This is a genomic window from Corynebacterium sp. S7, from assembly GCF_054401105.1.
Genome location: NZ_CM136760.1, coordinates 838,594 through 852,287, shown reverse-complemented (window position 1 = coordinate 852,287; position 13,694 = coordinate 838,594). Strand labels below are relative to the sequence as shown.

Genomic DNA, 13,694 nt, shown 5'->3' with positions numbered 1-13,694 from the left:
TGCCCCATTTTCTTATGTGTTTCGAGTCATTCGAGCGTAGTTCTCGAACAGCAGTTCTTGCCGTTGCCGTTCGGTGGTGAGCTTGCGAGGAGCACCCATCGCCTTGTCTACTTCCTTGTCCAGGGCATCGTGCGCCCTAATCAACGCAGGATCCATGGCCAACGGGTTATAGTGCTCTGCCAGGGAGCGCTCGGGGTGCAGGTCGCGTGCAGCCAAGACCTTCTGCCCTGCCTCAATGATTCGTTGACGTGTTGCATCGTCGAGTTCGGGTACGGGGAAGGTGTTCCAGGTCAACGTGTTTGCGAAGTTCAAGTCTGACTTGAGGCGGCCGCCGACCGCGCGCTGCCAGGTGATGAACATTGACGAGGAGATCAGCCCGAACAGGAGTCCGTCAGGATCAATTGCCGTGTAGAGCTTGTTGCCCGCGATGACATTCGAGGACAGGCGCGCGACCGTGTAGTAACGCCTAGTTTCCGAGACGACGGCCGGAATCCCTACATACGCGCATGACGGCTGGCGATTTTCTTGAAAAAGGTACGGTGTAGCCGCCGATTCTTGCGTCGCCTTTTTCGTACTTCCCAAACGCATCCTCTGCGTTGCTTCAATGCGTCGTTTCAGAACCGGCGACTTGCCAATATCGGCTGGGTTGAAATCATCGTCCGCCATCCACAAGCACCAGCGGTCGAGACCCCGCACAAGTTCCCTGCCCATGCGGAAAGGACGAAGATACTTCGCCGCAATCGGGTCCGCTGCAACCTCGTCATAGTCATTTTCCTCAACAATGAGGTTGCCACCATCAGTTGGTTGGCTGCCTCTTGTCGCTTCCGTGATTACAGGACTAAGCGGGTGCATCATCTTAGCGACAAGGACGTTTGGCCCGTCGATCAGATACGGGTTGATTCCTTGGGTTACGGGGAGTTCGACCGACTCGCCCTTTACGTCTGGGTAGTCCCAGAGTCGTTGCTTGATGCCACGGTCTCGGGTGAAGCCGACAATGACGCAGTGAACGGCGGCTTTTCCTGGTGCTTCGGAGTCCCAGGAGAACGTGCGGTGGGCAAACTTGATGCGCCAGTTCTCTCGGGTCAAAGGGCCGAACAATGCCGGTACTGGTTGGCCTTGCGTGATCGAGTTTGTGGTCACGTAGGCGAACTCTCCCCTGCGCTCGGCTAGTAGGCGCATTGCTTGCGCGTGCCAGCCGGTCACGTAGTCGAGGTAGCCGTCATAGTCTTTCCCCCAGACGCGGCGCATATCGTCCTTTTGCGCGGCGGTCTTGGTGTACTGGCCGATGAATGGTGGGTTGCCGAAGACGTAGGTCATGCCGTTGGTCTGTGGCAGGATCTCGCTCCAGTCGAGCTCCAGGGCGTTGCCGTGGTGAATGTGGGCGGTGACCGAGATCGGCAGACGTTCGGGGGCCATGCCGACGCGGTCGGCGAGCTCTCGGTTGGCCTGGTGGTCAACGAGGAACATCGCAGTCTCAGCGATCTTGGCTGGCCACCAGTTGAGCTCGAAGCCGTAGAACTGGCCGATGGATAGCTTCTGTTCCCAGCTAATGTCGAGTGCCCAGTTTATGTTTTCCTCACGCTCGCGGATCGCGACAATCACGTCTGTTTCGATGCGTCGAAGTTCACGGTAGGCGACGATGAGGAAGTTTCCACTACCACAGGCGGGATCGAGGAAAACGTGGTGAGACAGATCGTCGCGGAATCGCTTGAGATCGTCGAGCTGTTTCTTCTTGCTGCCGGTTGTCTTTGCAATCAGCTGGGCTGCTTCGGCGCGCAGTTCGTCCAGGAACAGCGGGCCGAGGGTTTTCATGATGTTGGTCTCGGAGGTGTAGTGTTCGCCGTCTCCTCGTCGTGCCTCTTTCGACTTCACGAGCTGGAAAAGGCTACCGAAGATCGCCGGGGAAATGTCAGTCCACCGGAAGCGGCACGCATCTATTAGGGCGTGGCGCATCTCGGGGCTAAAGAATGTTGTCGTGCGTGTCTCGCCTGCCCTGTCGAACAGTGAGCCGTTGACGTATGGGAACGCGGCCATCGAGTCGGGAACGCGCTTGCGTTTGTTCTCGGGGGTGTTGAGAACGTCGAACAGCGCGTCGATCTGGCTGCCGAGGTTTTCGCTTGTGGTGTGGTCGAGGATGAACCGATAGAACAAGTCTTGCTCCCACAGGCCCGCATCGTCGCCGAACAAGAGGAACAGCAAACGGGTGAGGAATACGGACGCACGTTGGACTTCTTCGTCCTCGTCCTCGGGGTTGATGGGGGCTTGATCGGCCACGCCGCCGTCTACGTCGTCGCCTGCCATTGCGGTGAAAAGGTTGGCCATGACTTTGGAGGCTTTAAGCGATGCGGCTTCTTCTTCCTCGCGGCTCATGGAGTCGTCGTAACCGGCGAGGAACCGCAAGAGGTCAACGTTGTCGGAGACTTCGTCGAGTGTGAAGGTTACGTCGAATCGTTGGTCTGGGGAGCCGAGGCGGAGCAGGCGGAAGTTTTCGAAGTCGCTGGCGAGGATGTACCGGGGTTGCTCGGTGTCGGAGACGGAGCCGCCTTGGAGGTAGTCGCGTGCTTGGGCGACGGCATGGTCGAGGTTTACGCCGGGGGACTTGGCTTCGCCAATGACGACGGAGGGCCAGAACAGGTCGATGTAGCCGGTGTTGCCCGTGGAGCCGCGACGAGCGTCTTGCTCGAATAGATCCATTCGTGTCGCGGAGATGCCGAAGCAGGCGAGGAAGTCGGCCCAGAATGATTGAGCGTATTTCTTCTCGATGGCCCCCTCGTTGTTGGCTTTCCAGGTGTCGAGTCGTTGTCGCCAGTGGACGCGGAAGCCGTCGAGATTGTGCTTGATTTCGTAGCGGTCGAGGCGGATGGGGGTCGAGGAAATCATGTTCTTACCATACCGGTACGCGGGTGTCTGATCGGCTAGTTAGCGGCGGTTGAATAAAAGGTGGCCGCCTCGCTGGTGTGCGAGGCGGCGACGGGGGGCGGTGGTTCAGGGGGAAGTTGTGCCTTCCTAGTTCTTGTCGTGCTTGTCGCGTCGCTCGTCGTTGTCGGAGGCGTGGGAATTTTCGCCGCCGTGCTCCTGGTCGTCTCGGTTGCCCTCCCCTTCCGCGTTCTCGTTGGTGTCGGAGGTGGTAGTGTCCTCGTCGCCGTCGAGCTGATCTTCGTCGTCGTCCTCGTCGTGGATGCTGTCAGTGTCGAGGGCGAGCAGCTGGCGAAGTTCGGAGGCGGTGAGGCCGAAGGACTCGCGCAGCCAGGTGTGTGCTTCGCCGAGCTGGTCGAGCTCTTGGAGAGCGGCCGCGAATCGGGCACGTACCGCTTCGAGCTCGGTTTGTGCGAGGAACGCGCGCTGGGTGGCGGCTTTGACTTTTTCCTGATTTGCCAGTCGTTCTGCAAGCGCAATCATTGCTAGTTCTCGTGCTTGTTGACGTTTCGTTGTTCTTTTTGCCATACCCCAAACCTAAATGCCTCAGGCCTAGCTCCACTAGGCCCTCCTCGCGCCTTAGGCGCTCAAACTGCCACACACAGTAGGCACTTTTAGTGTAAATGGTAGCGGTGGCCGCTATGCTTGGGAAATATGATGTCGTTTCGTGCAGTCCACGCGGGCAGCGGGTACCAATACTTGCTGCGCTCTGTGGCTACCAACGATGCACCCGACAACATGGTTGAGGAAGGAAAATTGTCCTCCTACTACCAAGCAAAGGGAACCCCACCTGGGCGCTGGATTGGCCGCGGGTTGGCCGCACTTTCGACGGAAACAGCCGCTGCCGGTGTCGAAATAGAAGCAGATCAAATGGAAGCTCTCTACGGACTGGGCTACCACCCCGATACTCACGCTATGTTGCAAGCCGGCAAGAAACTAGAGGATTGCAAATTGGGCGGCAAATTCCCCGTCTATACCAATGACATTCCCGTCTTGAATGAACTTCGTGATGCAGAGCGAGCATTCATAGAGACCAACAGCCGGTTGTTAAACGATGAAGAACGCAGTGACTTGGCTATTTCTATCGGTCGAAAGCACTATGTCGCATCTACTGGGTGGGAGTCAGCACCGGACAAAGATGTCATCGATTGGGTGAATAAGCAACGAGATCAGGTCAAGCAAGCGGTCGCCGGATTCGACTTAACCTTCTCCCCTGCCAAAAGTATTTCGGTTCTTTGGGCGCTTGCTGATGAGGACACTGCGAACAAGATTGCGGCCTGTCACCATGAAGCGGTTGCCGAAGTCTTAGCGTGGGCTGAAGACAACACGGTGCGAACACGTATGGGAGCTGGCGGACTGGCTCAAGTTAAAACTAACGGCATTATTGCCTCTGAGTTCACCCACTTTGATACCCGCGCTGGCGACCCCGATCTGCACTCGCATGTCCTTGTTTCGAACAAGGTGCAGGGTCCCGATGGAAAGTGGCGCACGCTTGATTCGCGCGCGATGTTTAAGAATCATCAGACGCTTTCCGCTCGCTATGACGCGATTGTCCAAGAACTCTTAACCCGCAAGATGGGTTTAGCGTTTGTCCCGAGTGCTCGCGGCCAGGGCAACGAACCAGTGTGGGAGGTCGCCGGAGTGCCAGAACAACTCATCGAATTGTTCTCGAAGCGCCGCGCTATGGCACGCCCTGTCTACGACGCCTTGGTTGAAAACTACGTTTCAGATCATGGCCGTCAGCCCGATAAACGCACGCAACTTAGCCTGTGGCAGTCAGCAATTTTAGATACTCGCGACGCCAAGAAACCAGCGGAATCACTTGCTGATCTTCGCGCAGGTTGGCGTGAAAATGTACAGAATTCGGGCAACGCTGACGCACTATTTGAATCGCTTGCCAAAGTGGTCGACGGTGACGCAGTCGACCAACGCCCAGAGTTCTTTACTCTCGGAGATGTTGACGCTGGCCTACTTGATGAGCGCAGTCACGAGGTTATCGACCGCATGATTAGGAAGCGGTCGTACTTCTCTCGCCACCATGTCACGGCGGCAGTCGGAAGTTATCTGAAAGCCTTTCAGTTCGATCGTCAGGAAGATACACAACGCGCGATTGATCTTCTGACCGAGCGGATTATTGCCGAGCATTTAGTGGAACTGACACCGGATAACGAGCTCGAACTTCCCGCGCAGTTACGCAATGACGTAGGCGAATCCGTCGATCATCACTTGGGTTATAGGCGTTACACCACACCAGAAATTCTCGCCCAGGAAGATCTTGTTCTCTCCGCTGTGGCCGAGCCTGTCGCGATCTTTGCGAACTCATCAGAGATTACATCGGCAATTGATTCCTTCGAATCAGAGCACGGTTTCTCTCTCAATAATGGTCAGGTTGAGCTAGCTCATCACCTCTTACAGTCGGGCACTCTCGTTGGTTGCGGCGTTGGTCCCGCAGGCACCGGAAAGACGACTTCCATGCAGATCGTGTCCAGCGTCTGGAGCTCGCATGGGCGCAACGTTGTGGGCCTTGCGCCGTCAGCAGCAGCCGCCGGCGTCCTCGGAGATGAGCTGGGTATCGAAGCACACACGATTGATTCTTTGAGCTTTGTCTGGCGTGGCCGACACCCGAATAGGCCCGGTGGGGACCTGGCGGCCCTGCCTATCGAGATCAATCCCGGCGACATGTTGCTAGTCGATGAGGCTGGCATGGTCACAACCGACAACCTCGCGGCACTGACCGAAATTGCCGAACAGTCCGGCGCTATTGTGCGTCTGATTGGTGACCCCCACCAGCTCGACGCAGTGGGCACTGGTGGCCTGTTTGGTACGATGTGCCGCTACAACGACTCAGTGGAACTGACCGACGTTATGCGCTTCTCGCACGGCAATGACACCGAGCAGGCGGATGCGTCACTGGGTGTGCGCCGCGGCGAGGTGAGCGCCTTAGAGTTCTACCATCAGCGCGGATGGGTTACCGGGGGCACACGCGCCGACATGCTTATCCAGGCCGTTGACACCTATTTGGCCGACGTGGCCCGCGGCCGTAACTCCTTGGTTGTGGCCACGACTAACAGTGATGTCTCGGTACTCAATGAAATGATTCGTGCGCACTATGTCGATACCGGTGAGGTGGACGTATCCCGCGAGGTGGAGCTTGCCCAATCCGACCGTGCTGGTTTAGGTGACATTATTATTGCACGGCAAAATCAGCGCCTACCGAACCCGCACAATCAACATGAGCCGGGACGCAAGGTCATTAATGGGCAGCTATTCCGTGTCCTAGATATTCATAATGATGGTTCGGTGACTGCCGGGGATACCTCCACTGGCGAGGTCTATGACCTGCCTGCCGACTACGTTGCCGAGCACACTCACTTGGGTTATGCCGCCACGGTCCACCGCGCACAGGGCGCGACCGTGGACACCACTCATGCCGTGGTCGACTCCACGACTTCACGGGCGAGTCTGTATGTCGCTATTACGCGTGGCAAGCAAGAAAACCGCATGTATGCAATCACCGACGACAACCTGGACGAGCTGGCCGAGCAAGGTCACGAGCACTCCTCCGGTAACACTCCTGGCTCTACTGCCCGCGACGTGCTTGCACGCGCGGTCAGTCGCGATGGACTCCAACGCTCTGCGACGGATATTCGCGCGGAAGCACACGAGTACGCCGAGAGTAAAGAGCGCTTAGAAAAGCTCTATCGTTACGGACACGACGTTGCAAGCGGGGACTTCATCGACCGGTACCTCGATGGGTGGTGGGATCGTCTGGACGCCAACGCGTCCACAAAATTGACCGAGGAAGGCCGCACAAAGGTCCGGCAGGCATGGCAGGAGACTATCGCTGCTGGGTATGACCCTCGTGATTTCATGGCCACAGCGATCTTTAATCTAGGTGACGTAGATGAGACCGGTGCTGTTGTTGCGTGGCGTCTGCGCGATCAACTGGCAGAAACCTCCGGCGGCAACAAAAAGATTGCCCCTCCTCCTCCGGTAACGCGTGGCAGTGATCCTGATCTCGCCGCATGGCTGGTCGAGACGTTCGAGACGTTGAGGGATTGGCCGGTAAAAGACGAAACGCCTAGCGAGCAAGCCCGGCAAGCGGTGGAAGAACAGGTACCTGGGCAACGTCGAACAAGCCCGGCTGCGCCAAACAGTGACGCTGCAGAGAGAATAGCGGCCCAGCTCGGTCTGCAAGCTGCCAGGTTCCAGACCACCACACCGGCCACGCCAGAGCCTCTCCACCATGACGTGGACGAACAGCGCGAGCTATAGACAGCGACCGAGCCCGCTACAAGATGAGGTCGTGGTCCTGGGTAAGTTCGTTGTCCACGACCAGTTCCTCGCTCAGAGCATCTGTCGCTTGCGCGTCGATCTGCTCCGACGGCGAAACTGCCGAGGTACCGACGCCGATCTCATAGGCAGCGATGGCATCAGCGTCGGCCCCTGTGATCTGCATATCCTCTATGACTTCTACCGGAGGGAGGGCACCTGGCACCCGGCCGTCGCCACCGAGGACGACCTCATCAACGGCAGCGGCCATACCGTCCAAACTGCTGGGTGTTACCACAGAGACAGTCTCGCTAAGGTGGTCGAAGCGGTCGGTCGCAAGCGCTTCCTCCTCGATAGGCAGATCGTGATTGGGGTCGCGCCAGGTGGCCAGCGATTCATCAAATCCGCGATTATTGAGTTCGGATTCAAAGAAGCCTTGTTCCTGTTGGGACCAGTGATAGACAGCGACACCGCCGAGCGCGGCCATGGACAGTTCGCCAACACTCATCCGCTTGTAGGTGTGAGGGCCAGGAGTGCGGGTGCGCTCCTTGGTGCGGACCGGGATCTCTTGCTGCTCAACACGTCGGGCAATTTCTCGCGCCCTGATGAGTGCCCGGGCGAGCGTGAGGTCAATCTGGCGCATTGTAGGTGCAATATTTGCTTTGCTAGACATAAATTAAATCTCCGCGAGTTTTTCTTCGACTGGGCTAGTGGGCAGTGGCAAGGTGGGCATATCTTCTCGACGGCAGTCCTGCAGCACTGAGGTCTCCCCCATGAGCTGTCTCATGTGATAATCAGCGTGCACACGGAAGAACGTCTCCATATACGTTGCCGGTTCCTCCTGGCGCAACGTCTCATAGCGCAGCCACAAAGCTTCGAGGCGCGCGACAATCTCCGGGTGGGACCACCATCGGCGTCCCCAGTTCACCTGACCGATCCTGGTCGATGCCGTCCCGTAGTACGGCAAGATAATCTCATCGACAAACTCATACATTGTTGGAAAACGCAGATCAGCCATTAGTTCTTAGCTCCTAGTTGCTTACGAATCTTTTGCGGCCAAGGTCTCTCCCACCATGGCTCCATCTGGGCGATGAGTGGTCGACGCCTCGACGCAAGGACCAGGGCACGTCCTTGGTCAAGGCTGGCCAGCTCTGCGACCGTGAGAATCTTCTTCTCACGGCGGTTACGCGTGACAGTGCGCGCTCCTTCGCCTGTACGTGACGTCGATGTTTCAAAGACTTCGACGTCACCGACAAGTGCCTCGATTTTTTGCAGCATTTTGTCGTCCCGCACGCCACCGCCGTACAGCACAACAGCTGCTGCTGACCACAAAAGCTCCATGCCGTTCTCACCCCAGACCTCTGCGCCCTGGGCATACGATTGCAAAATTGTCATGAGGATAATGCCGCGAGAACCGTAATGAGAGTAGAGCGATGGTAGTTCTGGCCAGCGCACGACGTTAGCCGCTTCGTCAAGCGCTGCGACAAGTGGCACAGGCAGCCGTCCGCCGCTTTCCTCGCCATAGCCTTCGGCAGCGGTCATGATCGTTGCGGTCAAAGCTGTTGTCAACGCCGCCGCATTGTCGGCGCCCTCTTTTGACAAAAGGTAGACAGTATCGCGGCCACGGCCACGCACGAAGGCCTCCGCATCGAACTTCCGTACACCAGATGACGGCGTGACCCACTTCAGTGCTTCACGCCGACCAAGTGGTGTGGCCATTTGTGCGGCCTGGGAGAATAGACCGGACCTGGTCTTTTCCGTGATTTGGTAGGTAGCCGACAATGCGGAGGCTTGCTGTGACCACTCCGGATATCTTTCCAAAATCGAGACAGGTGTGCGGTCAGCGTCGTCGTTGACCCACAGGTAGACATCACCGATGGGGCGATTATCTAGTGCGGCTGCAAGGAAGAAACGCCCGAGCAATTCCTTACCCCCTTCGGTGAAATAAGCATCGCCACCCGTATCGACAGCACCGCGCGCTGCAGTTTTGAAAATGTCGGCCAAGCGCACCGCGGATGAGTCCATCGTCTGCGGCACTCGACGAACAAGATCCAGCGGGTCGAAATACCACTGTTCCTGGGCAACACCATGGGCAATACGTTGAGGGTCGAACACCCAAACCTCGCCGCGATTCGACGTCACACCGATGGTGTCATCAATGATGTCACGCTTGTTCGACGTGGTCACGACATGTCCTGGGGCGTCTACGATTGCGGGGATAACCTGTGATGTTGTTTTACCCATACGGGGACCGAAAATAATCAGATACAGGTCCTCCCACGTTGACCATAGACCGGTTTTCGATCCAGGTACGCGCCCAAACTTTAGGCCAGGAAACTCAGCGGCCATGGATTTTGATGGAAGCCATTTCGTTGCTGACGATTCTGCGGCACTCTGGCTAAAACTTGCAATCTCGTCTTTGCTGGCTAGGTACTTTGATGCCGTATCCACACGAGACTTAGGCTTGCGCATCATACGCGAGATCAGCGACACAATCAGAGCTGCAAGGACAATGAGTGCCCACAATGCGACAACCCCAACAGTCGCCGAGTGCGACCAGGAGCGCTCACCACCGAAAAGCTCACCCACGGTGGTAAACGGGTTATTCGAGACAGCCGGGCCTGCACCAACACGAGACTGTATCGCCTGCCCTACTTGCACGCTTACAATCGCTGCGACCGCACTACCGAGGAATGCGAACCCGAGAATGGTCTGCACGTCCCAACCGACGCTACCGGCTGCGCGTGGATTGTCTCTTCCTTTACTGTTCATTGCTTTCCCCTTGGATGTTGACTGGTTGTAGATACCTTGCAGATTCGTCACTATGACTTATTAAGTCAGTATTCAGCTTCGGTGATCTCATAACGCTCCGCCTTCCACTGCCCGTCAATATCGTGGACCTCCACCGTGGCACTGAACCGCGAGTACGGGGTTGTCTCACCCGAGGGGTGCCACACCTCCTGCTCGACGACAACGTCCACGACCGCCTGGCTCCCACCTCCGACGAGATCGACACCGTCCTCGTCAGCCGTGGTGACCGCATGGACTCGATCACCTGATTCCCTCCATGTCGCCCATAGCTCGGGCAGGACAGAATCAGGCTCATTCGAGGTGGCGTACTGTTCAAGCTGCCCGGTCAAGCGGTCGACGATTGCTGCCGCTGAATCCTGCGGGCTGTTCTGTCGGGCTGGGTCCCACGTCATCAGCCCAGTCATGGCCGAAGTCGCGGCCTGCTTCGGATCGGCCTGAAGAGGGTCAGTGGTTGATACGTGCTCGTCTGTGCCTTCCCTCGGCGCACTCATGCGTGCAATGACACCCCACGACACCGCGGCGATAACAAGCGCGGCCACAACGACTGTGACAATCAACGCTGGTTTCGAAATTCGCTTCATGGTTATAGCTCCTCGTATTTTCTAGCTTTTTCGGGGACTACCTTCACGTAGTTCTGCGTCTCGGCAAAAGGTGGAACCCCTCCGTACTGCTGTACTGCTCCCTCACCGGCGTTGTATCCAGCGAGCATCAACTCCATAGAGTCTCCCTTAATCTCGCCAGAGGCGATCTGTGGTGCTTGCCTTTCTGCGATGTCACAGAGATACCGACCTGCGGCAGGAATAGCATCCTTAGGGTCGTTGATGTCGCCCGAGCCAGGCGGCCCGACGATCTCACCGTCATCACTCATCTCTGCACCAGCACTCGTCCACGTTCCTGGCATGAATTGTGCGGGACCTGTTGCGCCGGCACCGGAGACCGCCTCGGTGTTAAAGCCAGACTCCTGATCCAGCAGTCCAGCGATCAATGGTGCACTGACCGCCGTGCATGTGCCGCCGGCGATGTGGATAGGTCGTACCCATTCCTCTGGAATGTTGTCAGCGTTAAGTGCCATGTCATGCTCGCCTACAGCAACGTCACAATCTGGATCCATCTCGCCTGGCTCTGCGGCACTGGCCGCGCCTCCCATCGGCCCGGTGCCGACGTCAGAGTTTGGTTCTGCCATCTCGGAAGGCTCCAAGCTGATATGCACATGGTCGAAGTGGTTTTGCGTTGGACTCCCACGATCTTCCATTCCGCTGGTCGAGTCCGGGTAAATGAGCTCCTGTCGCCAAATGATGTAGTCGACGTTGAACTCATCCCAATTGCCCAACACGTACTCGGTGACGGAATCACCAAGCACGCGGCCATCATCGCTTTGCCACTGCGGGATCATCACATCGACAGCCCGCCCGGCCGGGTGGTCATCTGCAATAGCATCGGACGGACGCCAACCCCCAATGGTGTCGACCTCCGGGAAGTTCATAGCAATCGCCCGGCCCATCCTGACGGAGTTGACCTGGAGATTGTCTTCATTAAACCTCGGATCCGGGGCCAGCTCTCTCGTTCCTTCGGGCGACGTCGTCGTACCGTGCCCCTGCTCGTGGGCCTGTTGATCGTCAGAACCGGACTCCAAACCACTTCCCGGTTCCACGGCTTGTTCCAACCAAGGACGTGGGTTTACCGGTGTGCCACCGTTAAGGCGGCCCCCCTCCCACACCTCAAAGTGCAGGTGTGAGCCACCCGGACCAGGGGGCGAGACCTCGCCGTCGTAGCCTTCGTCTGCGATATGTTGGCCCGCTTTCACGCGATCACCAGGTTGTACATGGAGGCCATCATCAAACATATGTCCATACACCGTTGAAACCAGCTTCCCGTCGAGCAGGTGGTCCACAATGACCCAGTTACCAAACCCGCTGGCTGGGCCAGATTCGGCAACAACGCCATCGGCGAATGCATAAATTGGTATGCCCTCACCTTGAGCAATGTCAATACCGTTATGTGATGTCCCGCCGCGAGGTCCAAACTCACTTGTGACGGCGTCCATCGCACCTTTTTCCGGGAGGGAGAATTTACCGGCAGGCACTCCGCCATCGGAGCTCAATGACCCGCTACCTGGCAAGCACTTGTCCTCGTCCTGATCAATCAGGATCACTGTAATGAGCACGACAAAAGCCAGCAACGCGACAAGTGCCGAACACCCCATGCGTTTCATGCGCCGTGGCCTTTAAGCTCATCGAGCTCACGGCGCAGACGCTCGTTTTCTTCTGCGAGACGCAAATTTGCTGCCACTCGGGTGTATGGCCATTTGCCTTCGGCTTGGAGCCACTCCGAAAGTGTCGTGCGCCCGACACCCCAATTTTTCGCCACCACTGCTGATGCCGCTGACGGGGAAGAATGCTCGCGCCAGACGGCCAAAAACTCCTCCATCGCACCCTGGCGCACATGCTCAGGGTGCGCGACACCGTTGTCACTCATGACTCCACACCCAGGGCGAAGTAGTCCTCAAAGCGAACGTTCGTGTCATGCAAGCGGTGCTCAATCTCTGTTGGCATGAGAACCGTTTGCACCGGAATACCTGGGCTTCCATCCTTGCTCGGCTTAATCATAAACCTACCCCTACCTGGAGGTATCGCACGAGATCCACGCGTACGTGACCGTTTCGGTGGCGCACCCGTCGACCACCCCGTAATCATCTGTCCTTCAGCCGCGGTAAATGACAACCGGGACGATAAAATATCCAGCTCCGAGGTAGGTAGGCCCCCGCAGATCACCATGCCTGCGCGCTCAATAAATCCCATCGCCGTCTTACGGTCCTCTTCCGTAGGCAAGGCCTCGAGGTCCTGGAAGGTGTGCGTAATCATGCTCAGTGCCGTGGCGTCGGTACGGTTCAGGCGTGTGAGCGCATCCACCTGGCCAACCATCCCAGGCGCAGATGAGAGCACCTGCCACATCTCATCAAGAACAACAGAAAACAACCGTTGAGGGCCCAATCCCGCATCCGCGAGAAGGTGTGCTGCTTCGATTGCACCGAACGCATTCGACCAGCATGCCATCATGACAGCAGCCTTCATGGCTGCATCACCACGATCAATGGCCGAGACATCGATACACACCGCAGTAGCATCGACATCAATGGGTGTGGTGGTCTGCCCGGAGAAAATCTGGCCGGTTTGCCCATCCAACAGCGAGTTCAAAGACAGCACCAAGTCGTCGACACGTGCATCCCACGCTGCATCATCACGCGCACGCGCTTTCTTCCGTAGCTGTGGTGTGCCCTCCTCCAGCAGGTCAATCAGGTCAGCCAGCACCGGTGGATTCATCCAATCCACATCATCGCCACCGTAGAGGTCACGAAGCGCGGCCGAAATCAGCATCACCTCATAATCAGCAGGTCGGGAACCACGTCCCAAACTGATCAAGGTTTGTACCATTGTGACTTGACGACCATGAACCTGTGCTTTAGCTCGCTCGACTAGTTCCACCTCGCCGGAGGCTTCCAACTCCGGAATAATCCTGCCCAGCGCTCCCACGTCCAGTGGATTGATATGCCCCTGGCCATGCCCAATAGTGATAACCTGACCGCCCACTTGATGGCAAAAACCGACATATTCACCTTTAATGTCTCCTGCAATGATCGGGATTTGCCGCTGCGCGACCGCGCCCATTGGTCAAGTCCGCGGGAGTGGTGTTTCTGC

General features: G+C 57.4%; 10 protein-coding genes. 1 reads left to right on the top strand and 9 read right to left on the bottom strand.

The features are described 5' to 3' along the window. Positions 1 to 12: 12 nt before the first annotated feature. Positions 13 to 2,880, bottom strand: coding sequence for a DNA methyltransferase (locus tag ACXZ66_RS04130; RefSeq protein WP_458750653.1), 2,868 nt, complete (start codon positions 2,878 to 2,880; stop codon positions 13 to 15). Between the two features lie 126 nt (positions 2,881 to 3,006). Beyond that, positions 3,007 to 3,444 carry a hypothetical protein gene (locus tag ACXZ66_RS04125; RefSeq protein WP_458750652.1) on the bottom strand — a complete coding sequence of 146 codons (438 nt, stop codon included), beginning with the start codon at positions 3,442 to 3,444 and terminating at the stop codon, positions 3,007 to 3,009. 126 nt (positions 3,445 to 3,570) lie between these two features. On the opposite strand from ACXZ66_RS04125, the gene mobF reads away from it, so the two are divergent. After that, on the top strand, positions 3,571 to 7,191 hold the full coding sequence (gene mobF, locus ACXZ66_RS04120) for a MobF family relaxase (protein ID WP_458750651.1): 3,621 nt from the start codon (positions 3,571 to 3,573) through the stop codon (positions 7,189 to 7,191). A 16-nt stretch (positions 7,192 to 7,207) separates the two neighbouring features. On the opposite strand, the gene ACXZ66_RS04115 is transcribed toward mobF, so the two are convergent. The 7 genes from ACXZ66_RS04115 to ACXZ66_RS04085 form a co-directional block, all read right to left on the bottom strand. Further along, positions 7,208 to 7,861, bottom strand: a complete 654-nt coding sequence (locus ACXZ66_RS04115) for a hypothetical protein (protein ID WP_458750650.1) — start codon at positions 7,859 to 7,861, stop codon at positions 7,208 to 7,210. Between the two features lie 3 nt (positions 7,862 to 7,864). Then, complete coding sequence (locus ACXZ66_RS04110; protein ID WP_458750649.1) at positions 7,865 to 8,206, bottom strand: DUF4913 domain-containing protein; 342 nt, start codon at positions 8,204 to 8,206, stop codon at positions 7,865 to 7,867. After that, the gene (locus ACXZ66_RS04105) at positions 8,206 to 9,960 is read right to left on the bottom strand and encodes a type IV secretory system conjugative DNA transfer family protein (protein WP_458750648.1); all 1,755 of its coding nucleotides are present in this window, start codon (positions 9,958 to 9,960) and stop codon (positions 8,206 to 8,208) included. Before ACXZ66_RS04105 ends, ACXZ66_RS04110 begins: the two co-directional genes overlap by 1 nt. A gap of 65 nt (positions 9,961 to 10,025) precedes the next feature. Beyond that, positions 10,026 to 10,580 carry a hypothetical protein gene (locus tag ACXZ66_RS04100; protein WP_458750647.1) on the bottom strand — a complete coding sequence of 185 codons (555 nt, stop codon included), beginning with the start codon at positions 10,578 to 10,580 and terminating at the stop codon, positions 10,026 to 10,028. 2 nt (positions 10,581 to 10,582) lie between these two features. Continuing rightward, complete coding sequence (locus ACXZ66_RS04095) at positions 10,583 to 12,211, bottom strand: peptidoglycan DD-metalloendopeptidase family protein (RefSeq protein ID WP_458750646.1); 1,629 nt, start codon at positions 12,209 to 12,211, stop codon at positions 10,583 to 10,585. Then, positions 12,208 to 12,474 (bottom strand): hypothetical protein, encoded by a 267-nt coding sequence (locus tag ACXZ66_RS04090; RefSeq protein ID WP_458750645.1) that lies wholly within the window; start codon positions 12,472 to 12,474, stop codon positions 12,208 to 12,210. Before ACXZ66_RS04090 ends, ACXZ66_RS04095 begins: the two co-directional genes overlap by 4 nt. Further along, positions 12,471 to 13,664: an ATP/GTP-binding protein gene (locus ACXZ66_RS04085; protein WP_458750644.1), complete on the bottom strand. Its 1,194-nt coding sequence runs from the start codon at positions 13,662 to 13,664 to the stop codon at positions 12,471 to 12,473. The genes ACXZ66_RS04090 and ACXZ66_RS04085 overlap by 4 nt, the downstream gene beginning before the upstream one ends. Between the last annotated feature and the right edge of the window lie 30 nt (positions 13,665 to 13,694).